The organism is Thiobacillus denitrificans ATCC 25259 (assembly GCF_000012745.1).
Taxonomy (GTDB): Bacteria; Pseudomonadota; Gammaproteobacteria; order Burkholderiales; family Thiobacillaceae; genus Thiobacillus; species Thiobacillus denitrificans_B.
Genome location: NC_007404.1, coordinates 1,414,613 through 1,439,501 on the forward strand (window position 1 = coordinate 1,414,613; position 24,889 = coordinate 1,439,501).

Sequence of the window (24,889 nt, forward strand, 5' to 3'; positions counted from 1 at the left end):
CCGGGGGTTTCATCAAGGGTGTTCGCCGCTTGAATGAATGGGGTGCGCTGGCGCGTGCGGTTGTGGGCGAGGTCGGCGCATCAGGTAGTAGGCTGCCGGGATCACAAACATCGACAACAGCGGCGCGGTGATCATGCCGCCCACCATGGGGGCGGCGATGCGGCTCATGACTTCGCTGCCGGTGCCGCTGCCCAACAGAATGGGCAAGAGGCCGGCGACGATCACCGCTACCGTCATCGCCTTGGGGCGCACGCGCTGCACCGCGCCTTCGCGGATGGCCTCAAGGAGATCAGCCTCGCCCAGATCGGCCTCGCCGGTTTTGCCTTCTTCGCGCTTCGCGTCCCAGGCGTTTTTCAGGTACAGCAGCATGATGACGCCGAACTCGGCCGACACGCCGGCCAGTGCGATGAAGCCGACGCCGGTGGCGACCGACAGCTGGTAGTCCATGGCGTAGAGGAACCACACGCCGCCGGTGAGGGCGAACGGCAGCGTGGCCATGATGAGCACGGCTTCGTCGAAGCGGCTGAAGGTGAGATAGAGCAGCACGAAGATGATCAGCAACGTGGCGGGCACGACCAGCTTGAGCCGTGCGTTGGCGCGTTCCATGAACTCGAACTGGCCGGAATAGGCGAGGCTCATGCCGGGTTCGAGCTTGACCCCGGCGGCCACGGCGGCCTGAAGATCGGCCACGGTGGAGGCGAGGTCGCGCCCGCGCACGTCGACATAGACCCAGCCCGAGGGCCGCGCATTCTCGCTTTTCAGCATCGGCGGGCCGTCGCTGACCCTGACTGCCGCCACCATGCCGAGCGTGATCCGGCTGCCGTTGGGGGCGAGGATGGGCAGCGCGGCGAGCTTGTCGGGCGTGTCGCGCCATTCGCGCGGGTAGCGCACGTTGATCGGATAACGCGCCAGGCCTTCGACCGTCTCGCCGATGTTTTCGCCGCCGATGAGGTTGGCCACCGCCGACTGCACGTCGCCGATGTTCATGCCGTAGCGCGCCGCCGCCGCGCGGTCGATGTCGACGTCGACGTAGCGGCCGCCGGTGAGCCGCTCGGCCAGCGCAGAGGAGACGCCGGGCACGGTCTTGGCGACGCGCTCGACGTCCTGCGCGATGCGGTCGATGTCGGCCAGATGGCTGCCGGCGATCTTGACCCCGACCGGGCTCTTGATGCCGGTGGCGAGCATGTCGATGCGGTTGCGGATCGGTGGAACCCAGATGTTGGCGAGCCCCGGCACCCTGACCGCGCGATCCAGTTCCTCGACCAGCTCGTCCGGCGTCATACCGGCGCGCCACTGCTCGCGCGGCTTGAACTGGATCGTGGTCTCGAACATTTCCAGCGGCGCCGGATCGGTCGCGGTCTCGGCGCGCCCGGCCTTGCCGTAGACGCGGGCTACTTCGGGCACGCTCCGGATCATGCGGTTGGTTTGCTGCAGCAACTCGGAGGCTTTCTGCGCCGACAGCCCCGGCAGGGCCGACGGCATGTAGAGCAGGTCGCCCTCGTCCAGCGGCGGCAGGAACTCGCCGCCGAGGCGGCTCATGGGCCACAGCGCGGTCAGGAAGATCAGCGCGGCGCCGGCGAGCGTGATTCCGGGGCGCCTGAGCACGGCTTCCAGCAGCGGGTGGTAGGCGCGGATCAGCCAGCGGTTGAGCGGGTTCTTCGTCTCGTCAGGAATTTTTCCGCGGATCCAGTAGCCCATCAGCACCGGAATCAGCGTCACCGACAGGCCGGCGGCGGCCGCCATGGCATAGGTCTTGGTGAAGGCCAGCGGGCCGAAGAGCCGCCCTTCCTGCGCTTCCAGCGTGAACACCGGGATGAAGGACAGGGTGATGATCAAGAGTGAGAAGAACAGCGCCGGGCCGACCTCGGCCGCCGCGTCGGTCACCACCTTCCAGTGGGTCTCGCCGGCCAGCGTTTCGCCGGGGTGGGCGTGGTGCCAGGCCTCGATTTTCTTGTGGGCGTTTTCGATCATCACCACCGCGGCGTCGACCATCGCGCCGATGGCGATGGCGATACCGCCGAGCGACATGATGTTGGCATTGATGCCCTGCTGGCGCATGACGATGAACGCGATCAGCACCCCCAGCGGCAGCGAGACGATGGCGACAAGCGACGAGCGCAGGTGCCACAGGAAGAGCGCGCACACCAGCGCCACGACGATGAATTCCTCGACCAGCTTGTCGCTCAGGTTGTCGATCGCGCGGTCGATCAGCTGGCTGCGGTCGTAGGTCGGCACGATTTCGACGCCCGCCGGCAGGCTAACCTTGAGCGTGTCGAGTTTGGCCTTGACCGCCGCGATGGTCTCGCGCGCGTTCTTGCCCGAGCGCAGCACCACGACGCCGCCGACCGCCTCGCCCTCGCCGTCGAGCTCGCCGATGCCGCGCCGCATCTCGGGGCCGAGCTGGATGTGCGCCACGTCGCCCAGGCTCACCGGCGTCGTCCCCGCGAGCTTGAGCGGAATGGCGCGAAAGTCGGCCACGCTCTCGAGATAGCCGCTGGCGCGCACCATGAGTTCGGTCTCGGCCAGTTCCAGCACCGCGCCGCCGGTCTCCTGGTTGGCCGCCCGGATCGCCGCGATCGCCTGGTCATGGGTGACGCCGAAACCGGCGAGCTTCACCGGATCGAGCATTACTTGAACCTGCTTGACCATGCCGCCGACGGTGGCCACCTCGGCCACGTTGGGCAGGGTTTTCAGCTCGTACTTGAGGAACCAGTCCTGCAGGCTGCGCAATTGCGCCAGGTCGTGCTTGCCGGTGCGGTCCACCAGCGCGTACTGGTAAATCCAGCTCACCCCGGTCGCGTCCGGGCCCAGCGCCGGCCTGGCCGTCGCCGGCAGCCGGGCCTGCACCTGGCTGAGATATTCCAGCACCCGCGAGCGCGCCCAGTAGAGATCGGTGCCGTCCTCGAAAATGACGTAGACGAAGCTGTCGCCGAAAAAGGAGAACCCGCGCACCGTCTTCGCGCCCGGCACCGAAAGCATGGTGGTGGCGAGCGGATAGGTCACCTGGTTTTCGACGATCTGCGGCGCCTGCCCCGGATACGCGGTGCGGATGATGACCTGAACGTCGGACAGGTCGGGCAGTGCGTCGATCGGCGTGGTCTTAACCGCCCAGATGCCCCAGGCCACGGTGAACAGCGTCGCCAGCAGGACCAGGAAACGGTTGGCGACCGACCAGCGAATCAGGCGCGCAATCATTTGGCGCCCCCCGTCTTGTCGGTCTTGACGAGTTTTTCGACTACCAGCCCGTCGGCGGTCTCGCGCGCGCCGACCCTCACCCGGTCGCCCGCCTTCAGGCCCTTGGCGAGTTCAGGGCGGGCCAGCGGAAACTCCATGGTCATGCCGGGCATCGCCAGGGTCTTGAAGGGGCCGTGGGTGAGCGTCACATATTCGGCGGAAATGTCGTCGATTACGCCATCAGCCTCGTGCAGCGCGGCCGGCGCGGCGGCCGCTTCGCCTGTCCCGCGCGCGACGATGCCCTGCAGGCTGGCTTCGGAGTCAATCAGGAACTGGCCGCTGGCGACGACTTTCTGGCCCTCGGCGAGGCCGGACAGGATGACGGTGTCGCTGCCCGACTCGGCGCCCAATGTGACTTCGACCGGCCGGTAGCGCCCCTCAGCCTCCGCCACGACGACGAGCGCGCGGCGTCCGGTGCGGATCACCGCTTCGGTTGGCACGCGCAGCGCCGAGTCGCCGCCCGCCCCCCTGAGGCTGACCTGCGCGGTCAATCCCGGCCGCAGGCGCCCGCCGGGATTGGGCAGTTCGACTCGGACCCTCAGCGTGCGGGCGGTATCGTCCAGCGCCGGCAGCAGCGCGGTGACGCGGCCCTGCACCGGTTCGCCCGGAAACGCAGCGAAATGGGCCTCGGCCGCCTGCCCGATCCGCACCGAGCCGGCGCGGGCTTCCGGCACCGCGACGTCGAGCCAGACGGTGCCGATGCCGTTGATGCGCGCCAAAGTCTGGCCGCCCATCACGGTCATGCCGGCGCGCACGTCGAGTTCCTGGATCACGCCGCCCCGCGGCGCGGTGATCGCAATGCGATTCCTGATCTTGCCGCGGGCGGCGACGTCGCGAATCAGGCTTTCCGGCATGCCGCTCAAGCGCATGCGCTCGCGCGCGGCGCCTTCCAGTGAGGGGTCGCCCAGCGCCTTGAGCGCCAGGTACTCCTGCTGCACCGCCGCCCACTCCGGCACCAGCAGTTCCGCGATCAAGGCGCCCGATCGAACGACATCGTTCGGCGCCAGCCTAGCCACGCGTTCCACGAAGCCGCCGCTGCGCGCCTGCACGATCGCCACCTCGCGCTCGTCGAAGCCGACGACGCCGGTCGCCGTCACGTCGCTGCCGAAGGGTGCGTGGGTGACGGTGGCCAGACGCACGCCCAGGTTCTGCGCCACCCAGGGGTCGATTTTGACGGTTGCGGCATCGCCGCCTTCGTCGGCGTATTTGGGCACCAGATCCATGTCCATGAAAGGCGACTTGCCGGGCTTGTCGAATTTTTGCTGCGGCACCATCGGGTCGTACCAGTACAGCACGGTGCGACCATGCTGCGCGGGGGCCGCGGTGTGGGTATCCTGCGTATCCGTGGGGTAGCGGCCGGCCCACCAGAGGCCGGCCGCCACGCCGGCGGCGAGCAGTGCAACCACGACGAAGAGGCCCAGCACGGTTTTTTTAATCGTTTGGCGATTCATTGTTTTTCTCCGGTCAAATCGGGTTCGCTGTAGGCATAGAGCAGGCGGGCGGCCAACTGTCGGCGCTCGCCTTCGAGCGCGATGGCCATGAGTTCGGCGTCGATGCGCTCGCGCCGCGCCATCACCAGATCGACGAGCTCGCCCTTGCCGCTGCGCCAGGCCGCCAGCGCCAGATCCACCTTTTCGCCGGCCAGCGGCAGCAGCACTTCGCGCTGGCGCTTGACGGCGAGGGCGAGGCGCTGGTGCTCAGCAAAATCCGTCTCCAGCATCGCCGCGTGTTCGCGCAACACCGCTTCGCGTTCGGCATCAAGTCCTTCGCGCTCGGCAAGCCGGGCCGCGATCTTCGGATCCTGGCGGGCGGCGGCAAACACCGGCAGGTCAAAGCTCACCTGCACCATGGCCATATCGCCGAACCGCGCGCCGCGCTTCTGGTATGCCAGTTCCAGCGTCCAGTCGGGTTTCTTCTCAGCGCGGGCTTCGGCCGCTTCCGCATCCAGCACGCGCCCCCTAGGCTCGAATATCGCCAGCTCCGGGTGATCATGCAGCGCGTGCGCGAGCTTGCCGTGGACGACCGGCCAGTCCGGAACGCTGCCTTCCAGTGGCGCCTCCGCCCGCGGCCCGACCCAGCGTCTGAGCGCCGCGATGGCTTGTTGGCGGCGCGCAGTCAGCTCATCCCGGCGCGCATCGATCATCGCGGCTTCCTGACGCGACGCCAGCGCCTCCAGCGCACTGCCCTTGCCGCCGGCGATACGGGCACGCACCACGGCATCTAACAGGTGGTTCTCGCCCTCCAGCGAATCGATGCGGGCGAGCTGGCGCTCGACGGCATCCCGCGCAATCCAGGCGACCGCCGTTTCCCGCAACACAGCGAGCCGGGTGATGCGTGTTTGCGCTTCCGCCTGGGCAACGCGTCCCTGCGCCGCCGAAACGCGGGCAGCACGCTTGGCGGCGTTGGGGAATTCCTGCATGAGGCCGAGGCGCTGCATGGTCATGCCGTCGCCGGTCAGGCTGAAACGGTCGGCGCCTTCAATAGGCAGGTTGTCGATGCCGAGCACCAGCTTTGGATCCGGCAATTCGCCGGCCGGAATCGCTGTTTTGCGCGCGGCGTCGCTCTGCGCCGCGACGCTGCGCAATACTGGGGTTTCCCGCACGGCCAGCGCGAGCGCGTCATCGAAGGAAAGAGACGCCGCGCATGCCGTGCTGGCGAGGCCCGACAGTGCGAACAGCGCAACGCTACGGCAAAGCGTGGGCCGCAGCGTGCGGGCGGCAGATAGGGAGGTGACCATGTTCCAACTCCTTGCGAGAACGGCAACATCAGACCGGTAGCGGCGTGATGGCACGAAATAGCCGAACTGTCGTCCGCGCGGGGCGAACGCAGTGCAGCACTCGGTTCAGGAAATCAGAATTGCGCCGGCGGTCGCCAGGCGGTGGGAGGGTCGAAGGAGGGCATGTCCGCAGTGACATGCGGGAAGCGGGTGGCCGTAACCTGCTCCTGCGGCACGACATCGAGCGTGACAGCCGAAAAATGCTGGCCGCCGGTTTGACAGAGGTGGCTGGATTTGCAGGGCGTGCCGGACGATTCCGGCTCGTCGCAGCAGTCGTGCGCCGCAGCCGCATCCGTCAGCGCCATCATGCCGGAGCCCTCCATGGGGCAGGGTACCAGCGGCTGCGCAAAGTGCGCATATCCCTGCAGCGGAACCGCAAGAGAAAGCAGCAGGAAGAGAACTACCCGAAGTCGACGCATGATTTGACTTTAACGTGCGCGGCCGGGTCAAGCAAGCGCACGCCGATTAAGGCATCCCACCGCCCGTGAGCTTCGCAAGCGCCACCGTGATATAGGCGGAGCCCCGTGGCAGCCGGATGTGGTGTGAGCAACCACGCGAGCTTGTCCTGCCTAAGCACCAGCCACGGCAGGTAGCAGCCGACGATTTCCGCCGCCGCGGTGATGGCGAACAGCAAGGAGACTTTGATCCGTCGTCAGCTCCCTTTCAGCGATGCAATGAGCGGACACCGAACATCTCCGCTAATAGCGCAGCAGCGCTGGATCAGGTCGGCCAGTACGCGTTCGATACGCCGCAGGTCGGCGAGACGGGCGCGCACGTCCACGAGCTTGCGTTCGGCCTGCGCGCGCGCTTCGCTGCAATGCGAACCGTCCTCGAGTTCGAGCAGCTCGGCGATCTCGTCCAGACTGAAGCCCAGGCGCTGCGCGGCCTTGATGAACTGCATCCGCGACACATCGGACGTCGTATAGCGGCGAATGCTGCCATAGGGCTTGTCCGGCTCCGGCAACAGGCCCCTTCGCTGATAGAACCTTATTGTTTCCACATTGACCCCGACGGCCTTGGCGAAGGCGCCGATGCTCAGATTCCCTAGATTGCTCTCCATACAACTTGACTCCGTACATAACTACGGAAATAAGGTTACGGTATTTCGAAAGGAGACGCCATGTCGCAAGGGAAAACCGGACGCTTGCCACTCATCGGCGGCGCTATCGCTGCCGTCGCCGCCTCCCTGTGCTGCGTCGGTCCCCTGGTGCTGGTCATGCTCGGCATCGGCGGCGCCTGGGTGGCGAATCTCGCCGTGCTGGAGCCGTTCCGGCCCTACTTTCTCGGGGCCGCCGTCATTGCCCTGTTCTTCGCCTGGAAAAAGATCTACCGGGCACCGGCCGCCGCCTGCACGCCGGCTTCCCTGTGTGCCATGCCGCAGACCAACCGCGTGTACAAGATGATGTTCTGGGTTGTGGCCGCGCTCGTCGCGCTCGCCCTGATCTTCCCCGACCTCGCACCGCTGTTCTACTGAAGGCGTCTCGCTATGAAAACTCTCGTTTTGGCACAAGTCAAAAAATTCATTCTTGCCTCGATCCTCGTATTCGCTTTCGCCGGTGCTGCGTTCGCCGCCGTGCGCACCGTCACGCTGTCTGTGCCCGGAATGTACTGCGAGGTTTGTCCTATCACCGTGCGCAAGGCCCTGGAAAAAGTGCCCGGCGTGTCCAGGGTCAACGTGTCTTTCGAGAAAAAGGAAGCGCTCGTGACCTTCGACGATGCCAGCACCAGCATCAAAGCGCTGGAGGATGCCACCTTCGAGGCGGGCTATGAATCCACGGTCAAAGCCCCCGCCAAAGGAGGGCAGGCCAAATGAGCGAACAGATTCTCCGCGTGACGGGCATGACCTGCGACCACTGTGCAGCGTCCGTGAAACAGGCACTGCTGAGGGTGGCCGGTGTGACCCGTGCGGATGTGTCCTGTCCCGATGCCATGGCCCGCGTGGAGGTGGGTGTGGACACCCCCGTCGCCGCACTGCTCAACGCCGTGCGTGCCAGGGGCTACGGCGCGGAGGTGGGTGGAGACGCCACGTCCAAGGCCTCCACCAAGCTCAACGTCACCATTATCGGCGCCGGGTCGGCGGGCTTTGCCGCCGCCATCCGCGCGGCTGAAGAAGGCGCCGAAGTGACGGTGATCGAAGCCTCCACCATCGGCGGCACCTGCGTAAACGTCGGCTGCGTGCCTTCGAAGATTCTGATCCGTGCCGCCCATGTGGCGCACCTGCAAGCCCGACATCCTTTTCCCGGGCTGGTCAGGCATGCGCCGTTGCTGGATCGCACGGCGTTGGTCGCGCAGCAGCAGGCGCGGGTGGAAGAACTGCGCCATGCGAAGTACGAACGCATTCTGGAAACCAACCCCGGCATCAAGCTGTTGCGCGGCTTTGCGCGTTTCGAGGATGCCAAGACCCTCGTCGTCCGGCAACCGGATGATACGGAAAAGCGCCTCACGCCCGATCGAATCCTGATCGCCCCCGGCCGCTCGCCGCGGATTCCGGACGTGCCCGGCCTTGCCGGCACGCCGTTCTGGACTTCGTCCGAGGCATTGATCGCCACGGAGACGCCGGCGCACCTGATCGTACACGGCGGTTCGGTGGTCGCGCTGGAACTCGCGCAGGCTTTCCTGCGTCTGGGCAGCCGCGTTACGCTCGTTGCGCGCGGCAAGCTGTTGTCCAGGGAAGATCCGGCGATTGGCGAAGGGCTCAATGCCGTGCTGGAGGAAGAGGGCATGCGGGTTCTCACGGATACCGACGTGAAAGCCGTACGCTTCGACGGTACGACATTTGAACTTGAAACAAGCGCGGGAACTCTCAGTGGCGACCGGCTGCTCGTTGCCACCGGCCGTAAGCCCAATACGGCGGGGCTCGCCCTCGACCGCACCGGCGTCACTACGGATACCAGCGGCGCCATCGTCGTGGACGATCATCTCCGCACTTCGGTGCCGCACATCTATGCGGCCGGCGACTGCACCAATGCGCCGCAGTTCGTGTACGTGGCGGCGGCGGCTGGCACCCGCGCGGCAATCAATATGACCGGCGGCGATGCGGCGCTGGATCTCTCCGTGGTGCCTGCAGTGGTGTTCACCGATCCGCAGGTAGCCACGGTTGGCCTCACCGAAGCGCAGGCAAACAAGCTTGGCATGGAAACCGACAGCCGCACGCTCACACTCGACAACGTGCCGCGCGCGCTGGCCAACTTCGACACGCGCGGTTTCATCAAGCTGGTGTCGGAGAAAAAAACCGGACGCCTGCTGGGCGCGCAGGTGCTGGCAGGAGAAGGCGGCGAGATCATCCAGACCGCCGCGCTGGCTATCCAAAACCGCATGACGGTGGCCGATCTGGCGGGACAATTATTCCCCTACATCACCATGGGGGAAGGGTTGAAGCTTTGCGCCCAGACCTTTACCACGGACGTCAAGCAGCTGTCCTGTTGTGCGGGATAAATCACTCTGGCGCTTACGGTGCGAGCGGGTGTAGTCCTGGATTTGCGACCGGACTTCTTCGATCGTCTGAATCCGGCCGAATTGCAGCGATCTCTTCACTACAGCGTGAGGTGGAAGAGGGACAGGCCAAGGTAGGTGCCTTACTTCTGGAGAAGGCGCCTCAAACTTCCCGTTTGAGAAAGCCCAGAGTGGGCAAAAAAAAAGCCAGTAGGCTTTAGGAAAATACGCCGTATTCGATCCTGCCGAGCAGGTCTTTAACAATCTCCGTCCCGATGTCCGTATCGAGCATTGACATAGGGGTCAGCCCGCCGAGAGCGGCGTTTGGGGATCTCAACCAGACGAGACCGTTAGCTCGATGATCGAAAACGTCCCCGGCACGTACGACCACCCGTGCTAATCGGTATAGCCGGTCGGACTCGTTGGGGGTGAGAATTAGCATACGCCGGCGCCGCGCCAATGTCCTTACCGAAAGGCCAAGCATTTTTGCTAGCTCTGCATCCGTCGCATTGATATTTTGGCCGAACGAGTCCAAGGCTCGGGAAGAGAAACCTTTGCGTATCGCGAATAGCCAATCCGTCGGCACGATCGGTTTCTGGTCGTCGGCCGTCATTCTTCCCAGCAGAGAAGCCAACTCCGCCGCACTATCCTGGGTATCGGCCTTCTTCGTAGCGTGGCTGTTTCTTATGCCTTGACGTTTCGTGATCGCGACCATGTGTCCTTCGTCACTACTGAACGTCCCAATTCCGATTGCTTTTCGAAGGGTCGGCGGGACCGTAGTGTTCCTTCATGACCTTAACCGTTATGGTAGTCGGCTCCAACTCTGGGGACTGCTTGCAATACGATATTTATCTCGCGGGCTGCTGAGCGACTAAAGGGCGCCACAGCCGTGGACGCAATAGTGCGACTATTCCGATGCGCGAAAATCGTGGACAGAAATAAGCTAATTTTCGGCCGATAGCCGGGCCTAGCCGGATCATGTTCCAACTTGGCGATTCGACCGCTGGTATTCTGTCCGCGCGCTACGACAATCGTGGTGCAACTCAGTAGTCGGCTGACCATGACTCGGAAGTAAAATTCTGCAATTGCGGCGGCAGCATAATTTCAAACTTTTAGTTCCGAAAATTTCGCACATTTACTTCGGCGGACTCGTACACCCGCTGTAGGAACGAGAGCAACCTGCTAACTCCGAGCCAAAAGAATCAATATCTTAGGAAACGGACTTTTCTGCTACACACGGGATTTGTTCCAACTTTGCAAGTTAATTTTGGCAAATTCTTTTTTTGCGCTTGAAGAAAGTGAAACGGTGGTTGCTGGTAGGCTGATAGGCGCGCGCGTTTTTTTTGCTGTCCGGTGCCACTTGTGCATATGGTTAATCCATATGGCATCATTCGCCTCCTACGGAAATAGCGCTTCAACCGCACGGTGCCTAGCATCGACTGGCTGCCGATGATCACGAACTCGTACTGTCCGTGATATCCCCGCTGGCACGTATCATGTGCTCGAGTTCTTCTCACGACGCTGCCTCTCCTTGGAGCATCCGGCGTCTTGCGAAGTGTCTGGAGTTCCGCCGATCACAACCCCTCTCTCAAGGTCCCTTACTTGCTCCAGGACGCGTTGGCGAGTTTCTTCCGGAAGGACGGTGACGAGGGGCGAGGCTTGCCGTAGCTGCTGAGCGTGTCGAGTGCGGCCAAGTGCCTTGCGCCAGGAACCGGAACCCAGGATATTCAGCCACTCGAGCCACAGGCTCGCGGAGCGCGCGTCGCCGGTGGCGAGCCAGCGCTTGGCGGTGTTCTCGGCCTGCCGCACCAGTGTTGGGTTGGCCTTGGCCAACCGTACGGCCTCCTCGTGGAGCGCCAGACTCTGCAAGTCCTGAAGCCGGTGCTTGCCTTCGTCTGCCGAAATATGTACCTGCACGACTGGCGCCGTACGTCGAGATCTCGCCGCGGCAGAGTCTGCGGGAGCCGGCTGCAGGGTGTCTCCGGCCAGCAGAGCCAACTCGCCGCTGATGCCCAAGGCAGACATTACGCGCAGGTAGGTGCCCAAGGAGGGGGCTGGATCGCCGGCTTCGACCGCTCGCAGCGTGTTGCGGGTAATCCCGACGCGCGCGGCCATCTCGACCGTTCCAAGCCCATTTGCTTTCCGCAGCCCTTTGAGACGGTCGCCCAACTGTAGCAACAGCTGGCGTTCGAGGACAATGTTAATTTCTGAAGTGCTCATTTGGTTAACAACGTAACCATAAACTAGCGCTTTGAGCAAATTATTGACCAAATTATCGGCCTGCCGTCAGCGCAGCGGGAAACATGGAAGCGCGACTTCCTTCGAGGCGCGCCCTTCATCGGCGACCACAACGAGGTGGAATGTCCCCGCCGCGCGGCGATAATGGCTGGGATTTGAGGATCGATACCCGGGCTGGGCTGGGTTTAGCAACAGTATGCGCTGGCACCCAATAGAAGGTTCTCGCGATCGGCAGTCCTGGCCACGGAAGCGGAGCCTAGCACCTCGATTAAGCCGGCCGGTCATCGGCCTAAGACGTTACGCGAACGTAGAACCCTCTCGCCCTTCTCGAAGAACAGCAGGTTGGTGCCGATGCTGGCGTAGGGCTTGAACACGCTGTTGGGCAGGCGAACGATGGTGTGCAGGTCGCACTCCTGCAGCAGGTGTTCCTTAACCCGCCGTTCACTCCGGCGGAGGTCAAGGGAATGCTGGGCGGGAAAACGGGCTCCCCAGAGCGCAGCACCTAAGTCCCGCTAGGGCCCAGGCTCTAAGGGCCGCCAGGAGCCAGTCGTGTCGGTGGCGCCGACCCCCAGAGCCTTTCCAAAACCGTCCGGCAGCACATCTCGTAACTCATTGATCCAAAGGGGGCGCGGTTAGCAGGTTGAACTTGTTGGCTGGCCGCTCTGTAAGTCCTTGTTTTCATGCATCCCGAGTTAGCAACATGAACTTGTTTCATCGGCTGCCATAAGTCCTTGTTTTTATTGAATCATGGTTAGCAGGCAGGCATCCACGTCGTAAGTCATTGAATCGATTGACCTTGGGTGAGCAGGTTGCAGTTGTACGATTTAGCAGCCTTAAGTTGCGATTTAGCAGGTTGCTCTGGTTCTTACACCCGCGCCTGCAGGGCTTGCTCTGAGCCTCCCATAATTCGCATAATGTATATCTTCGTGGGATCAATGGCTTACAGACGGTTTTTGTCTTTTCGTCGTCCGGTTGATCGAATCCGCCAAGAGGAACCAATTTCAGCGGGTCATAAAAAAAACTTGGGGCAATTCTTGCCATCGTAGGGCCTCCGGGGTTCGGGAACAAGTCCAGCGGGTCGCTGGCGTCGGTGCTTCGGCCGCTGGGGGCGGCCTCGAGGACGTGCTGAGGAATGCAGGCTTTCACTTCGGGGAACGGCCCGCGGTCGGTGCGCGCCGAACCGGCGGTAGCAACGAGCCAGCGGACGACTGCTGTCCGTTGGCTCGGCTTGCAGGCTGACGCCTGTCCGGTGGGTGACCAGGTCGACGTGCTGCGCGGAATCTCGCGGAATGCAGCCATTGGGGCAGCGTCACGCCGCCGCGTCGCGCTGACGCGCTGCCGCGTGGCGTTGCCGCCTGCCTTCCGGGCGCTCATGCGACCCTCCGCAGCACTGGCACCTTTTCCGCGAAGGCGGGCAGGGCCGCAGGCGCAGCCGCCACGTAACGCCCTTCCACGTAACGGCGAGCGAGCCCGACGACCAGACGAAGCTGCTGAATCTCCCACGGCTGAAACGCGTAGCCCTCCGGCGTCACCAAAGCGCCGTCACGGTCGAAACGCCAGCCGTCCCACCCCTCGACGTGGACGATGGCCTTCGCGCGCATCCTGACGAGCTTGAAAGCCGGGTAGGGGATGCGGTTGCAGCCGGTCTCCCAGTTGCGCACGGTGCGCAGCGAGACGCCGAGGTATTCGGCGGCCGATTTCTGCGTCAGGCCGGCCGTCAGACGCTCGACGTGGAACTGATCGGGATCGGCCCACACGAAGTGCGGGTGACTGCGCGGCTGCTTGCGGCGGCGGTGTTTTTCAATCATCGCGGCCCCCCGTCAGAAGCTCGGCCGGAACGCCCTCGAGGTCGGCCGGAAGGCCGAAGTCGATGTCGTCGGGGTCGAAGTCCGGCCCAACGTAAGGGCGCAGTACCGCTGCTGTGCCCGCCTGCTCCCCTGCGATCGCGGCGGTGCTCGCAGGGAACGGGCAGGACGCGACCAGCTCGCCGAGACGCGAGCGCAGCACGTAGGCCGTCGCGGACAGCCCCTCGGGCTCCTCGATCCCGGTGAGGACATGCCCGATCGCGTCGGCGAGGATCGCAAGCTCCAGATGCCAGGTGTTGAGGCGGTCGGCGTGGTCGCTCATTGCTGGCCCTCCCGCTTGGCGAAGAGATACGCGGGGTTGCTCTGGCGCTGGCGTGCGGCACGCTCATCAAGGCTCAGGGGCTGGCGTTGAGGCGTCGGCTCATAACCGGGCAGCTTGCGCAGGCTGTTGCCGTTCATGGCGTCAAGCGCCAGCTTGGCGGGCGGGTAGATAGTCCATTTCTTCGTCAACGGATGCTTGCGGGCACCGACGACCTTGCCGGCCCGGCACCACCTGAGCAGACAGCCTTCGGAGACACCGATCTGCTCGGCGAAACGGCGCAGGGAGATTCCGTCATGATGGCTCATGCCGCACCCCCTGTCCGGACGAAAGAATGCGGGTTTGCGGGGAGAAACGCAGCGCAAGCCCAATGCTGGTGCGGAATCACGCGGCGAGAAAATGCGTCCGAAAATGACAATTTGTCACCGAACGGACAAGTGTTACTTAGCCGGAGCAGGTAGGGAGTGCAACCCATTGCACTAAGTCCGGGTATTACAGAGGACCCGGACAAAACCCGGCGACCCTCGATCAAGGGTCGGGAAATCCGATCAGCGGACAGTCCCGAAACGGGACCATTCTGGGCACGAGAGAATGCGGATTCCCGAGGCGGCACGGATTGCCTCTTCGCCTCGGTTACTTCGCATAATGTATATCTTCGTGGGATCAATGGCTTACAGACGGTTTTTGTCTTTTCGTCGTCAGGTTGACAGAATCCGCCAAGAGGAACCAATTTCAGCGTGTCATAAAAAAAACTTGGGGCAATTCTTGCCATCGTAGGGCCTCCGGGGTGCGGGAACAAGTCCAGCGGGTTGCTGGCGTCAGTGCTTCGGCCGCTGGGGGCGGCCTCGAGGACGTGCTGAGATATGCGGGGTTTCACTTCGGGGAACGGCCCGCGGTCGGTACGCGCCGAACCGGCGGTAGCAACGAGCCAGCGGACGACTGCTGTCCGTTGGTTCGGCTTGCAGGCTGACGCCTGTCCGGTGAGCGCCCAGGTCGACGTGCTGCGCGGGATATCGCGGAATGCGGCCATCGGGGCAGCGTCACGCCGTCGCGCCGCGCTAAAGCGCGGCTGCGTGGCGTTGACGCCTGCCTTCCGGGCGCTCATGCGACCCTCCGCAGCACTGGCACCTTTTCCGCGAAGGCGGGCAGGGCCGCTGGCGCAGCCGGCGCCACGTAACGCCCTTCCACGTAACGGCGAGCGAGCCCGACGACCAGACGAAGCTGCTGAATCTCCCACGGCTGAAACGCGTAGCCCTCCGGCGTCACCAAAGCGCCGTCACGGTCGAAACGCCAGCCGTCCCACCCCTCGACATGGACGATGGCCTTCGCGCGCATCCTGACGAGCTTGAAGGCCGGGTAGGGGATGCGGTTGCAGCCGGTCTCCCAGTTGCGCACGGTGCGCAGCGAGACGCCGAGGTATTCGGCGGCCTGCTTCTGGGTCAGACCGGCCGTCCGACGCTCGACATGGAAGCGCTCGGGATCGGCCCAGACGAAATGCGGATGCCGGCGCGGCTGCTTCTTGCGGCGGTGTTTCTCGATCATGGCAGGGCCTCCGGAAACGGGCAGGCCGCGACCAGATCGGCAAGCCGGGTCCGCAGCACATAGGCCGTGGCGGACAGGCCCTCGGGCTCCTCGATCCCGGTGAGGACATGCCCGATCGCGTCGGCGAGGATGGCAAGCTCCAGATGCCAGGTGTTGAGGCGGTCGGCGTGGTCGCTCATTGCTGGCCCTCCCGCTTGGCGAAGAGATACGCGGGGTTGCTCTGGCGCTGGCGTGCGGCACGCTCCTCAAGGCTCAGGGGCTGGCGTTGAGGCGTCGGCTCATAACCGGGCAGCTTGCGCAGGCTGTTGCCGTTCATGGCGTCAAGCGCCAGCTTGGCGGGCGGGTAGATCGTCCATTTCTTCGTCAACGGATGCTTGCGGGCACCGACGACCTTGCCGGCCCGGCACCACCTGAGCAGACAGCCTTCGGAGACGCCGATCTGCTCGGCGAAACGGCGCAGGGAGATTCCGTCATGATGGCTCATGCCGCACCCCCTGTCCGGACGAAAGAATGCGGGTTTGCGGGGAGAAACGCAGCGCCAGCCCAATGCTGGTGCGGAATCACGCGGCGAGAAAATGCGTCCGAAAGTCGCAATTTGAGACTGAACGGACAAGTGTTACTTAGCCGGAGCAGGTAGGGAGTGCAACCCATTGCACTAAGTCCGGGTATTACAGAGGACCCGGACAAAACCCGGCGACCCTCGATCAAGGGTCGGGAAATCCGATCAGCGGACAGTCCCGAAACGGGACCATTCTGGGCACGAGAGAATGCGGATTCCCGAGGCGGCACGGATTGCCTCTTCGCCTCGGTTACTTCGCATAATGTATATTATGTTAAATAGGCAAACGTAGCACGATGGCCGCACCTCCTTTGGTATCGGTCTTGTGAAGTTGGTTTAGCTCCCCTTCAACCACCCTCGACCTTCGCGGACGGCGAACCCGCCGGGCCTCGAAGGCGCTGGACGCCGTAATCAAGCAGATACCAGGTGCCCAGGAAGGCGATCGCTTCCAGGGTGAAGCTGCCGAACTTGTAGAGGGCTTCGGCAACCGCCAGCGACGCGGCGAACGTGGGGAGCTGGCGCGTAAGCAGCGTTCTGGTTGGGGTCGTTCGCATGAGGCTGTACATGGCGCTCTCCGGGTTTGTGCCGCTAGTGACTGTGTCTTCACAACTATAGTCCGCACGACGATGCCGCCGCTGTCGGTTCAGCTGTGCTGTGACGGTAATCGGGACCTTGAACCTCGTACCGGGTCGGGTATTCGCCGCAAGCTGTCGCGCGGTCCCTTAAGGCGGAAACGACCACCGCCGCAGTCAGGTTCTTTGCGGCGCGTCCGCATCCGGGGCGTCGTCGTCGAGCAGGCTCACGTCGGCCGCCTCGTGTACGACGGACCGTCCGTCTTCGAGTGTGACGTTCAGGCGGCCGTCCGGCGCGGTCTCGGCAGTGCCCACGCGGCCATCAGGGGTCCGAACCCGGAAGACCCGCCGCTCGAACGGTGCCGGTTCGCTGTCCGCTTCGGATGTCGCCGTCCGCAGGATCACGCCGCCGGCGAGGCCGAGCTGGCTGATCTTGACGATGCCGCGACCGGCGAATCCGACGTACACGGATGGGTCCGAAGGATCCGACGCCCAATCGAAAAAGCAGTTCGTCGGCAGGCCGCGCATCGCGCCGGTATCGAGCAGACGCTGCCAGGTCGCGCCGTCGTCGGTCATGAAGGCGCCTGCAACCCCTACCGCAAAGCGTCGGCCCGGATTGAACGGGTCGAACTGCATGTCGGCGAGGACGACCTGGGTCGTGTCGCCCACTTCGTCGCGGTCGGCCGGGATCCGGCCGTCGCAGGTGACCATCCGCTCCAGGCTGTCGTCCACCTGCCAGACGGCGCCGCCGTCGTCGGACCGTTTGATGCGGTCACGGTCGATCACGTAGACCAGGTTCGGGTCGTACGGGCTGACGAAGAATCGCTTCGCCTGAGCGGCGCCGCCTCCGGGGATGATCGGCTGCCATTCCGTCATGCCCTCGGTCCATTTCCAGAGCCGCTTGCTCATGTCGCCGCCGATGTAGAAGACGGTGCGCTCATGTCCGCCCGAGGCCTGCACCACGCCAATACTCGGATCCGGGAGGAAGGGGCCTGCCTGCTCGGCGTTCCCGTTCTCGCTGCTCCCGAAGTTCGGGATCACGAACAGCGGCCGCTCGCGGAAGGTCCCGTCGGCGCGCGCGGGGGCGACCAGCGTTCCGGCATCGCCAAAGCCCACGACGTCCACCCTGCCCTCGCCCGTCACGTCCGCCAGGATGCGGGGGTGTTTCTCTTCGCGCCACCCCTGGTGGTAGCCGAAGTCCTCCAGGGCGAGTTGCGGCGCCTGGAAGCTGCCGTCGCCGTTGCCGAGCGCGGTCCACACCCCGGCGTCACCGAAGCCGACGAGGTCGGCGCGGCCGTCGCCGTCGAGGTCCGCGAGGAAGCGCGGATGCCTGTCCACCCGCCAACCGGCGTCGTACCCGAGGTCGGCCAGAACAAACTGCGGCGGCTGGAAGCTGCCATCACCGTTGCCGAGCGCGGTCCACACGCCAGCGTCGCCGAAGCCGACGAGGTCGGTGGGGCCGTTGCCGGTGAGGTCGACGACGAAACGCGGGTGCTTTTCCACGCGCCAGCCCGATTCGTAGCCGAGATCGGCGAGCACGAACTGGGGCGGCTGGAAGGTTCCGTCGCCGTTGCCGAGCGCCGTCCATACGCCCGCACCACCGAAGCCGACGATGTCCGCGCGGCCATCTCCATTGAGATCGACAAGGAAGCGTGGGTGCCTCTCCACGCGCCAGCCCGAGTCATAGCCGAGGTCGCCCAGAACGAACTGCGGCGGCTGGAAGGTTCCGTCACCGTTGCCGAGCGCTGTCCACACGCCCGCATCACCAAAGCCGACGATGTCGGCGCGGCCGTCACCGGTGAGGTCGACGAGGAAGCGCGGGTGTTTCTCCACCCGCCAGCCGGCTTCGTATCCCAAGTCCGCGAGAACGAACTGCGGCGGCTGGAAGGTCCCGTCACCATTGCCGAGCGCCGTCCAAACGCCCGCGTCGCCGAAACCGACGATGTCTGCGCGGCCGTCACCGGTGAGATCGACAAGAAAGCGCGGGTGTTTCTCGACCCGCCAGCCGGCGTCGTAGCCAAGGTCGGCAAGCACGAACCGCGGGTCGGCGAAAAGTCCGCCGCCCTTGCTCAGGGCGGTCCACACGCCAGCGTCGCCGAAACCGACGACGTCCGCGCGGCCACTCGCGGTGAGGTCCGTCAGCAACCGGGGGTGCCGGTCGACCCGCCATCCTCCCGGGGTGTCCCAGTCGGTGCGCTCAGTGATCTTGTGCAGGTCGCGCGCGCGCATGAGGACGGTGAGGTGGTCGGGATAGCGTGCGAAGGGATCGTCTCGCGAGAAGTTGCCGTAGAAGCGGATGAAGACGCAATCCGTCGGCCGCGATGGATCGTCCGACGCGAGGTTGTGGACGAGTGGGCGGTAGCCACGCAGGGCGAAGCCGCTGGTTGCGTTCCAGGTCCTGCTGCCCGGTCGCAGCGGCGGCCCGGGGATGATGTGTTCGTGAGCGGTCGAGCTGATGTCGGGGAGGCTTCCCGGCTCGGTCTCGTACAACGCCAAGGTCTGCCCCCAGCGCGGCGTAAAAATGAGCATCGCGTGCGGGCGCAAGGGGTCGGCCCAGGAGGTATCGTTGTCGCCGCCGCCATACCGCTGCGGCCGCCAGGTCTTGCCGCCGTCGCGCGAGGCGAACCCGTCGTTGTCGCCGGTGTTCAGGGAGAGCAGCGGGCCTTTTCCGGGGAGCGCGGTGCCCGCGAAATTGACGGTGGAGAGCGAACTGATGCTCCCCGCCGGATGGAAGGTGATCCCGCCGTCGGTGCTGCGGTCGATTCCCCCGTCGCTCAGCAGCCAGACGATCCCGCGCGTCGGCGCGTACCCGCCGCCGTCGAAGCCGGCATGGAAATCGGGAGACAGGAACAGCCCGTGCAGATCCACGTGGACCTGGCCCGTCGTGTCGAGCTCGCGCCAATCCGACGCGGACTGCGGATCGAGCGGTGCGACCGACGCCTCGCCCAGGTTGTCGCCGAAGTAGCGTTGCGTTCCGTAGAACAAGGCCTCGCCCTGCCCCGGCCGGGTGATCGCGAGCCACACGTTGCCGGAGTCCTGGCCGCCGACCGCCGGGATCGGCACGTTCTGCCAGGTCGATGCCATGGTCTGGGCGAACTGACTGAAGTCGCCGCGCCACAGCTGGGGCAGGCCCGGATGTGCGTTCGCGTCGCGCGTGACGAAAACCTCGAACGGGGAGCGTGGCGAGACCACCATGACGCACTCGTTGTTCGCGTTGGCCAGACCGACGGGCCCGCCGATCGGCGTCGGCAGCGCGCCGCCGTCGGAGGTCCAGCTGTCGCCGCCGTCGAACGACACCTGGATCATGTTGCTGGCCAGCGCATAGACCACCGGCGGACTCAGCGAGCCTTCGGGCGTCGCCGCGACTGCCACATGGTTCGCCGGCACTGGGCTTCGGGTGCCAATGATGGGACTTGTCTGCGTGGTCGCGGTCTGCCAGGTCGCGCCGCCGTCGCGACTGAACGCCAATGAATTCTCGCCGGCCGCGAAGACGAGGTGCGCCGTGCCTTGCGCCCAGACCAGTTGGCCGGCCGCGGGCGGGCGCCCTTGCGAACGCGGGAACGCGTGGACGAGCGACCAGGTTTGGCCGCCATCGGTCGAGCGCCAGATACCGGCGTCCTCGATTTCGCGATCACTGCGCACGAGGGCGAGGACGGTGAGCCCCGAGCCGAAATTGGGCAGCACGAACCGTAGCGCTTGTTGAAAGCTGCCGTCGCCGCTGCTTTGCGCAACGTACACGCCGGCATCACCGAAACCGACGAGGTCGGCGCGGCCGTCGCCGGTCAGGTCGACGAGAAAGCGTGGGTGTTGCTCCACGCGCCAGCCCGACTCGTACCCGAGATCGGCCAGCACGAATTGCGGCGGCTGGAAGCTGCCGTCGCCGTTGCCGAGCGCGGTCCATACGCCCGCGTCACCGAAGGCGACAAGGTCGGCGCGGCCGTCGCCGGTCAAATCGGCGAGGAAGCGCGGATGTTTGTCCACGCGCCAGCCCGACTCGTAGCCGAGGTCGGCCAGCACGAATTGGGGCTGCTGGAAACTGCCGTCACCATTGCCGAGTGCCGTCCACACGCCCGCGTCACCGAAGCCGACGATGTCGGGACGGCCGTCGCCGTTCAAATCGGCGAGGAAACGAGGATGTTTCTCCACCCGCCAGCCGGCCTCGTACCCGAGATCGGCCAGCACGAACTGCGGGGGCTGGAACGTTCCGTCACCATTGCCGAGCGCCGTCCACACCCCGGCGTCACCGAAGCCGACGAGGTCGGCGCGGCCGTCACCGTTCACATCGGCGAGGAAACGAGGATGTTTCTCCACCCGCCAGCCGGCCTCGTACCCGAGATCGGCCAGCACGAACTGCGGGGGCTGGAAGGTTCCGTCGCCGTTGCCGAGCGCCGTCCATACGCCGGCGTCGCCGAAGCCGACGAGGTCGGCGCGGCCGTCACCGGTGAGGTCGACGAGAAAGCGCGGATGTTTCTCCACCCGCCAGCCGGACTCGTAGCCGAGATCGGCCAGCACGAACTGCGGAGGCTGGAAAGTCCCGTCGCCGTTGCCGAGCGCCGTCCACACCCCGGCGTCGCCGAAGCCGGCGATGTCGGCGCGGCCGTCGCCGGAAAGGTCGGCGAGGAAGCGTGGGTGCTTGTCGAATTGCCACCCCCCGGCCCGTGTGCCAAAGGCGGCGAGCACGACGCGTGGGGGCTGGAAGCTGCCGTCGCCGTTCCCCAGCGCGGTCCACACTCCCGTGCTGCCGAAGCCGACGATGTCGGCCGTGCCGTCACCGGCAAGGTCAGCCAGGACCCGCTGATCCCGGCCATCGAGCCAGCGCGCGATGTCCGGGCCGATCGCGACCGACGGAATACAACATCCTCCAAGCGCGCCCGGCACGCCGAACTGATCAGGAGCAGGCTGCTCCCACGCCAGCTGTACCCAGGACTCGCCGCCGTCCTCCGAGACCCACAGGCCGCTCGAGTACGAGCCCGCGAAGACGGTCTTGCCGTCGTCCGAGCTCGCGAGAGACAGCATCCGTCCGCTCACGTCCTGCCAATCGTGCCCGAACGACATATTCGACCTGTTCGGGCTCACATCGGTGATCGTGGCCATAGGGGACTCCCTCAGCGCTGCGGTCAGGACGGACGCGGACTGCGACCAGCCGCGGCGTCCGACCGGGTTCGGCATTCAGGCTGCGTGACGTCAGCGTGCTTCGGGATGGGGGGCGTCGGGGTCGCCTTCGTCCCCCGCCCGTGGCCGTGAAGTCAGCCTGCGTGGCACCGTAAACTTAGCCTACGCGCCGGATTCGGCAAGACCTCGACCCGCGGTCGACAGGCTGGCGCGGGCCGCGCGTCCGACCCCTGGCGGGAACCCGCATTCGACGCGGCGCGGGTGCTCAGTTCGTCTCCGTCCAGCCGCCCCCCAATGCCTGGTACAAGGCCGCGTTATCGACGAGGCGTTGCGCCTGGGCGGCGACGAGATTGACCCGGGTCTGCTGGGCCTGCTGCTCGGCGGTGAGAATGTCGAGGTAGCTCGCCGCGCCGAGCGCGTAGCGGCGACGCATCGATTCGAGTGCGCCCTGCGCGGCTTCGTCGGCGCTTGCCAGCGCGGCAAGCGCGCTCGCGTCGTGGTCCAGTGCGCGCAGGACGTCGGCCACGTCGCGCAGCGCTTCGAGCACGACGCCCTGGTAGTTTGCCGACGCGGCTTCGAAAGCGGCCAGCGACGCGCGCTTTTCGGCAGGCAGACCGGGATTGAAAAGCGGCTGGGTCAATTGCCCGACCAGGCTCCACACGGCCGAACCGCTGCCGAACAGGGCGCCGGTGCTCAAGGCCTGGGAGCCGAGGTTCGCGGAGAGCTTGAGTTGCGGATAGAGCCTCGCGACCGCGACGCCGTATTCCGCGTTCGCGGCGTGCATGAGCGCTTCGGCTGCGCGGATGTCGGGGCGGCGGCGCGCCAGCTCGGACGGCACGACCAGAGGCAACTCAGCGGGAAGCGTGAATTCCTCGAGGCTGAAGCTCGGCATGTCCCCTGCTCCCGGCGCGCGCCCGGCGAGCACGGCGAGCAGATGTGCAGTCTCGTCCAGACGCTGGCGCAGCGGCGGCAGGCTCGCGCGCGTCTGCTCGACCTGTGTTTGCAACGTGAGGACCTCGTCGGGCGACGCCTGGCCGAGGCGCTCGCGTTCCCGTGCGAGCGCCAATTGCTCGTCCTGCGCACGCAGGATCGCTTCACTGGCGTCGATCTGCGCGGCGAGCATGGCTTGGGTGATGGCCGTGGTCACGATGTTGGCCGCCAGCGTTAGGCGAGCGCCTTCGAGCTCGAAGCGCCGGTGCTCGACGCGCGCGCGCAAGGCTTCGAGGGCGCGCCGGTTTCCGCCCGCCAGGTCGAGTTCGTAACGCACGCCGACGCTCGCGTTGTACAGGCTGAATTCCCGCGGCTCGCCGGCCTGTCCCAGGGCGCTCGGACTCAGCCGCTGCCGCTGCGCCCCGAGTCCGGCGTCGACCTGCGGATAAAGCGTCGAGCCCGCGCGCGCGGCATGCAGTTCCTGCGCCTGCCGCAAGGTCGATTGCGCGGAAGCGAGCGTGGGGCTGGCCTCGAAGGCGGCGTCGATCAAGGCGGACAGCTTCGGCGGGCCGAGACGCTGCCACCACGCCGCGTCGACCGGTGCGTCGGCGAAGCGCTGCGCCTGTCCCAGCGCGACGGGCGCCGACGCGGTTTCGGCCGGCAGAGGCTGCGCCGTGTAGGTGCCGACCGTGGGCGCGGCCGGCCGTTTGAAGTCGGGCCCGACGGCACAGCCGGCGAGCAGGCTGGCCAGTACCGCCGAGGCCACGACGGCGCGAGTGCAAGTACGCCTCGCGCCCGAACCCCCTGCATCGGCGGTCGGCTTGGCTTCAGCGCTCGCCATAGAAATGCTCCACGAAAGGCTTGCGGAAGCTCTCGTGACAGGCCAGGCAGGTGTTTTGCAGCGTCGCGAACGCGGCGATCACCGCCCGCCCGTCGCCGCGCTGCGCCGCCTGTTGCAGGGCCTGCGCCGCGGTGTGGGTTTTCTCGTCGTAGCCCTTGAACTTGCCGGCGTCGCTGCCGGCGAATTTCAGGATGCGCATCTTTTCGACGAGCGGCGGCTGCGGGTGCTCGCCGATGGCGGGCGCGATGCGTGCGACGGTTTCCCAGTCCTCGCGCGAAATGCCGTCGGTGATGCGCTGCATGTTCGTGCCGAGATCCTGCATGATCTTGCGCAGCGCGAGCGGCCTGGCTTTGTCGGGTTCGGCAGCGACCGCTGCGCCAGCCGCGGCGAGCAAGGCGCCGACGACGACAAGGCGAACGGCTTTGCGTGGAAGTCGATGGTGCATGAAGGTCTCCTTGAAAGTTAATCCCTGTTTCTGGCTTACGCCCGGCGAGGTCGAGGCGCCCTCCCCTCGCGGGCGGCCCCAACTATTCGGCCCGCGCGCCCGAGTCCGCTTTCGTCGCCCGAGATTCGGGCAGACGCCGCGCCGCGATCCGCCGGTAGAGCGCCCAGTGGTCCGACAGATCCGGCTCGCAGTGCGCTTCCGTGTCGGTGCTGCGCGCGGGCGACGCGGCGTGAGTCCGCGGTACCGCGTCGATCACGAGTCGCGTGGGACGGGGTACGGCTCCCGTGGCCAGCGCCGGCCAGGCCACGCTGCCGCCCGCCAAAGCGAGGCCGAGCGAGAGCAGGCGGGCGAGCCGAAGCGCCGCTTCGCGCCTCATTCGAATCCCCGCCCTTCCCCGGCTTCCTCGTGGGTCACGCCGTCGCGAATGTGGTAGATGCGCTTGAAGGTCGGGATGATCTTTTCGTCGTGGGTGACGACGATGATCGCGGTTTCGAACTTGCGCGCCATATCGTTGAGGATGCGGATGACCGCCATCGCGCGTTCGCTGTCGAGGGGCGCGGTCGGCTCGTCGGCCAGGATCACGGGCGGGCGGTTGACGAGGCCGCGCGCGATCGCGACGCGCTGCTGCTCGCCGCCCGACAGCTGCGAGGGCATGGCGCGCGCGCGGTGCTGCACGTCGAGCGCGGTGAGCAATTCGAGCGCCTTGGCCCGCGCCTCGGCGTTGGGGACACCCGCGAGCATGGGCAGCAGCGCAACGTTGTCGGTGACGTCGAGGAAGGGGATCAAGTAAGGCGCCTGGAACACGAAGCCGATCTTGTCACGGCGCAAGGCGCGCAGGTCGCGGACTTTCCAGCCGCCGTCGTAGATCGTTTCCTCGCCCAGCGTCATGCGCCCCGCGGTCGGGTCGATGACCGCGCCGAGGCACTTGAGCAAGGTGCTCTTGCCCGACCCTGACGGACCGATCAGGCCGACGACCTCGCCGGGCGCGACGTGCATGTCGACGTCCTTCAGCGCGTCGACGGCGGTGTCGCCTTCGCCGTAGCGTTTTTTCAGACCCTCGAGGTGGATGCCTTTGCCGCTCATC

The 24,889-nt window shown here is 65.7% G+C and carries 23 protein-coding genes and 1 pseudogene; 3 read left to right on the forward strand and 21 right to left on the reverse strand.

Translation table 11 applies throughout. The features are described 5' to 3' along the window. Positions 1-12 precede the first annotated feature (12 nt). From TBD_RS06665 to merR, 6 genes are all read right to left on the reverse strand, one after another. A complete protein-coding gene (locus TBD_RS06665; RefSeq protein WP_011311845.1) occupies positions 13-3,195 on the reverse strand; it encodes an efflux RND transporter permease subunit in 3,183 nt (1,060 codons plus the stop codon). Further along, positions 3,192-4,685 (reverse strand): efflux RND transporter periplasmic adaptor subunit, encoded by a 1,494-nt coding sequence (locus TBD_RS06670; protein WP_011311846.1) that lies wholly within the window; start codon positions 4,683-4,685, stop codon positions 3,192-3,194. The genes TBD_RS06665 and TBD_RS06670 overlap by 4 nt, the downstream gene beginning before the upstream one ends. Then, positions 4,682-5,971 carry a TolC family protein gene (locus tag TBD_RS06675; RefSeq protein ID WP_011311847.1) on the reverse strand — a complete coding sequence of 430 codons (1,290 nt, stop codon included), beginning with the start codon at positions 5,969-5,971 and terminating at the stop codon, positions 4,682-4,684. The genes TBD_RS06670 and TBD_RS06675 overlap by 4 nt, the downstream gene beginning before the upstream one ends. 113 nt (positions 5,972-6,084) lie before the next feature. Next, complete coding sequence (locus TBD_RS06680) at positions 6,085-6,318, reverse strand: hypothetical protein (RefSeq protein ID WP_148203022.1); 234 nt, start codon at positions 6,316-6,318, stop codon at positions 6,085-6,087. Positions 6,319-6,410: 92 nt separating this feature from the next. After that, positions 6,411-6,644, reverse strand: a complete 234-nt coding sequence (locus TBD_RS15295; protein ID WP_011311849.1) for a hypothetical protein — start codon at positions 6,642-6,644, stop codon at positions 6,411-6,413. Between the two features lie 18 nt (positions 6,645-6,662). Continuing rightward, the gene (gene merR / locus TBD_RS06690) at positions 6,663-7,070 is read right to left on the reverse strand and encodes an Hg(II)-responsive transcriptional regulator (RefSeq protein ID WP_011311850.1); all 408 of its coding nucleotides are present in this window, start codon (positions 7,068-7,070) and stop codon (positions 6,663-6,665) included. Positions 7,071-7,130: 60 nt separating this feature from the next. Between merR and merT the strand changes: the two genes are divergently transcribed. Genes merT through merA form a run of 3 tightly spaced genes read left to right on the forward strand, consistent with a single transcriptional unit; the run spans position 7,131 to position 9,445 of the window. Beyond that, on the forward strand, positions 7,131-7,484 hold the full coding sequence (gene merT, locus TBD_RS06695; RefSeq protein ID WP_011311851.1) for a mercuric ion transporter MerT: 354 nt from the start codon (positions 7,131-7,133) through the stop codon (positions 7,482-7,484). Positions 7,485-7,496: 12 nt separating this feature from the next. Beyond that, positions 7,497-7,823 carry a mercury resistance system periplasmic binding protein MerP gene (merP, locus tag TBD_RS06700; protein WP_011311852.1) on the forward strand — a complete coding sequence of 109 codons (327 nt, stop codon included), beginning with the start codon at positions 7,497-7,499 and terminating at the stop codon, positions 7,821-7,823. Then, positions 7,820-9,445 carry a mercury(II) reductase gene (merA, locus tag TBD_RS06705; RefSeq protein WP_011311853.1) on the forward strand — a complete coding sequence of 542 codons (1,626 nt, stop codon included), beginning with the start codon at positions 7,820-7,822 and terminating at the stop codon, positions 9,443-9,445. The genes merP and merA overlap by 4 nt, the downstream gene beginning before the upstream one ends. A gap of 214 nt (positions 9,446-9,659) precedes the next feature. On the opposite strand, the gene parS is transcribed toward merA, so the two are convergent. The 15 genes and pseudogenes from parS to TBD_RS06780 form a co-directional block, all read right to left on the reverse strand. After that, complete coding sequence (gene parS, locus TBD_RS06710) at positions 9,660-10,157, reverse strand: type II RES/Xre toxin-antitoxin system antitoxin (protein WP_148203023.1); 498 nt, start codon at positions 10,155-10,157, stop codon at positions 9,660-9,662. A gap of 779 nt (positions 10,158-10,936) precedes the next feature. Next, complete coding sequence (locus tag TBD_RS06715) at positions 10,937-11,662, reverse strand: helix-turn-helix transcriptional regulator (RefSeq protein ID WP_049750224.1); 726 nt, start codon at positions 11,660-11,662, stop codon at positions 10,937-10,939. Positions 11,663-11,961: 299 nt separating this feature from the next. Beyond that, positions 11,962-12,114 (reverse strand): annotated as a pseudogene (locus tag TBD_RS14800) (N-6 DNA methylase); the annotation flags it as partial. A 936-nt stretch (positions 12,115-13,050) separates the two neighbouring features. Then, positions 13,051-13,488 carry a VC1465 family Xer recombination activation factor gene (locus TBD_RS14250; protein WP_011311859.1) on the reverse strand — a complete coding sequence of 146 codons (438 nt, stop codon included), beginning with the start codon at positions 13,486-13,488 and terminating at the stop codon, positions 13,051-13,053. After that, entirely contained in the window at positions 13,481-13,807 is a 327-nt protein-coding gene (locus TBD_RS06725) for a hypothetical protein (RefSeq protein WP_011311860.1), read from the reverse strand. Before TBD_RS06725 ends, TBD_RS14250 begins: the two co-directional genes overlap by 8 nt. Further along, a complete protein-coding gene (locus TBD_RS06730) occupies positions 13,804-14,112 on the reverse strand; it encodes a hypothetical protein (RefSeq protein ID WP_011311861.1) in 309 nt (102 codons plus the stop codon). Before TBD_RS06730 ends, TBD_RS06725 begins: the two co-directional genes overlap by 4 nt. A gap of 793 nt (positions 14,113-14,905) precedes the next feature. After that, a complete protein-coding gene (locus TBD_RS14255) occupies positions 14,906-15,346 on the reverse strand; it encodes a VC1465 family Xer recombination activation factor (RefSeq protein ID WP_011311863.1) in 441 nt (146 codons plus the stop codon). Next, positions 15,343-15,525 carry a hypothetical protein gene (locus TBD_RS06740; RefSeq protein WP_011311864.1) on the reverse strand — a complete coding sequence of 61 codons (183 nt, stop codon included), beginning with the start codon at positions 15,523-15,525 and terminating at the stop codon, positions 15,343-15,345. Before TBD_RS06740 ends, TBD_RS14255 begins: the two co-directional genes overlap by 4 nt. Continuing rightward, positions 15,522-15,830, reverse strand: a complete 309-nt coding sequence (locus TBD_RS06745; protein WP_011311865.1) for a hypothetical protein — start codon at positions 15,828-15,830, stop codon at positions 15,522-15,524. Before TBD_RS06745 ends, TBD_RS06740 begins: the two co-directional genes overlap by 4 nt. A 422-nt stretch (positions 15,831-16,252) precedes the next feature. Next, on the reverse strand, positions 16,253-16,471 hold the full coding sequence (locus tag TBD_RS06750; protein ID WP_011311866.1) for a hypothetical protein: 219 nt from the start codon (positions 16,469-16,471) through the stop codon (positions 16,253-16,255). Between the two features lie 183 nt (positions 16,472-16,654). Beyond that, positions 16,655-21,571: an FG-GAP repeat domain-containing protein gene (locus tag TBD_RS14260; RefSeq protein ID WP_011311867.1), complete on the reverse strand. Its 4,917-nt coding sequence runs from the start codon at positions 21,569-21,571 to the stop codon at positions 16,655-16,657. Between the two features lie 283 nt (positions 21,572-21,854). Beyond that, on the reverse strand, positions 21,855-23,360 hold the full coding sequence (locus TBD_RS06765; RefSeq protein WP_011311868.1) for an efflux transporter outer membrane subunit: 1,506 nt from the start codon (positions 23,358-23,360) through the stop codon (positions 21,855-21,857). Then, positions 23,347-23,805 carry a cytochrome c gene (locus TBD_RS06770; protein WP_011311869.1) on the reverse strand — a complete coding sequence of 153 codons (459 nt, stop codon included), beginning with the start codon at positions 23,803-23,805 and terminating at the stop codon, positions 23,347-23,349. The genes TBD_RS06765 and TBD_RS06770 overlap by 14 nt, the downstream gene beginning before the upstream one ends. Before the next feature lie 82 nt (positions 23,806-23,887). Beyond that, positions 23,888-24,181: a hypothetical protein gene (locus TBD_RS06775; protein ID WP_011311870.1), complete on the reverse strand. Its 294-nt coding sequence runs from the start codon at positions 24,179-24,181 to the stop codon at positions 23,888-23,890. Next, the gene (locus TBD_RS06780) at positions 24,178-24,888 is read right to left on the reverse strand and encodes an ABC transporter ATP-binding protein (RefSeq protein WP_011311871.1); all 711 of its coding nucleotides are present in this window, start codon (positions 24,886-24,888) and stop codon (positions 24,178-24,180) included. The genes TBD_RS06775 and TBD_RS06780 overlap by 4 nt, the downstream gene beginning before the upstream one ends. Position 24,889 lies beyond the last annotated feature (1 nt).

Coding starts and splice junctions, on each gene's coding strand:
- TBD_RS06665 (WP_011311845.1), bottom strand. CDS start 3,195: ATGATTGCGCGCCTGATTCGCTGGTCGGTCGCCAACCGTTTCCTGGTC.
- TBD_RS06670 (WP_011311846.1), bottom strand. CDS start 4,685: ATGAATCGCCAAACGATTAAAAAAACCGTGCTGGGCCTCTTCGTCGTG.
- TBD_RS06675 (WP_011311847.1), bottom strand. CDS start 5,971: ATGGTCACCTCCCTATCTGCCGCCCGCACGCTGCGGCCCACGCTTTGC.
- TBD_RS06680 (WP_148203022.1), bottom strand. CDS start 6,318: ATGATGGCGCTGACGGATGCGGCTGCGGCGCACGACTGCTGCGACGAG.
- merR (WP_011311850.1), bottom strand. CDS start 7,070: ATGGAGAGCAATCTAGGGAATCTGAGCATCGGCGCCTTCGCCAAGGCC.
- merT (WP_011311851.1), top strand. CDS start 7,131: ATGTCGCAAGGGAAAACCGGACGCTTGCCACTCATCGGCGGCGCTATC.
- merP (WP_011311852.1), top strand. CDS start 7,497: ATGAAAACTCTCGTTTTGGCACAAGTCAAAAAATTCATTCTTGCCTCG.
- merA (WP_011311853.1), top strand. CDS start 7,820: ATGAGCGAACAGATTCTCCGCGTGACGGGCATGACCTGCGACCACTGT.
- parS (WP_148203023.1), bottom strand. CDS start 10,157: ATGGTCGCGATCACGAAACGTCAAGGCATAAGAAACAGCCACGCTACG.
- TBD_RS06715 (WP_049750224.1), bottom strand. CDS start 11,662: ATGAGCACTTCAGAAATTAACATTGTCCTCGAACGCCAGCTGTTGCTA.
- TBD_RS14250 (WP_011311859.1), bottom strand. CDS start 13,488: ATGATTGAAAAACACCGCCGCCGCAAGCAGCCGCGCAGTCACCCGCAC.
- TBD_RS06725 (WP_011311860.1), bottom strand. CDS start 13,807: ATGAGCGACCACGCCGACCGCCTCAACACCTGGCATCTGGAGCTTGCG.
- TBD_RS06730 (WP_011311861.1), bottom strand. CDS start 14,112: ATGAGCCATCATGACGGAATCTCCCTGCGCCGTTTCGCCGAGCAGATC.
- TBD_RS14255 (WP_011311863.1), bottom strand. CDS start 15,346: ATGATCGAGAAACACCGCCGCAAGAAGCAGCCGCGCCGGCATCCGCAT.
- TBD_RS06740 (WP_011311864.1), bottom strand. CDS start 15,525: ATGAGCGACCACGCCGACCGCCTCAACACCTGGCATCTGGAGCTTGCC.
- TBD_RS06745 (WP_011311865.1), bottom strand. CDS start 15,830: ATGAGCCATCATGACGGAATCTCCCTGCGCCGTTTCGCCGAGCAGATC.
- TBD_RS06750 (WP_011311866.1), bottom strand. CDS start 16,471: ATGTACAGCCTCATGCGAACGACCCCAACCAGAACGCTGCTTACGCGC.
- TBD_RS14260 (WP_011311867.1), bottom strand. CDS start 21,571: ATGGCCACGATCACCGATGTGAGCCCGAACAGGTCGAATATGTCGTTC.
- TBD_RS06765 (WP_011311868.1), bottom strand. CDS start 23,360: ATGGCGAGCGCTGAAGCCAAGCCGACCGCCGATGCAGGGGGTTCGGGC.
- TBD_RS06770 (WP_011311869.1), bottom strand. CDS start 23,805: ATGCACCATCGACTTCCACGCAAAGCCGTTCGCCTTGTCGTCGTCGGC.
- TBD_RS06775 (WP_011311870.1), bottom strand. CDS start 24,181: ATGAGGCGCGAAGCGGCGCTTCGGCTCGCCCGCCTGCTCTCGCTCGGC.
- TBD_RS06780 (WP_011311871.1), bottom strand. CDS start 24,888: ATGAGCGGCAAAGGCATCCACCTCGAGGGTCTGAAAAAACGCTACGGC.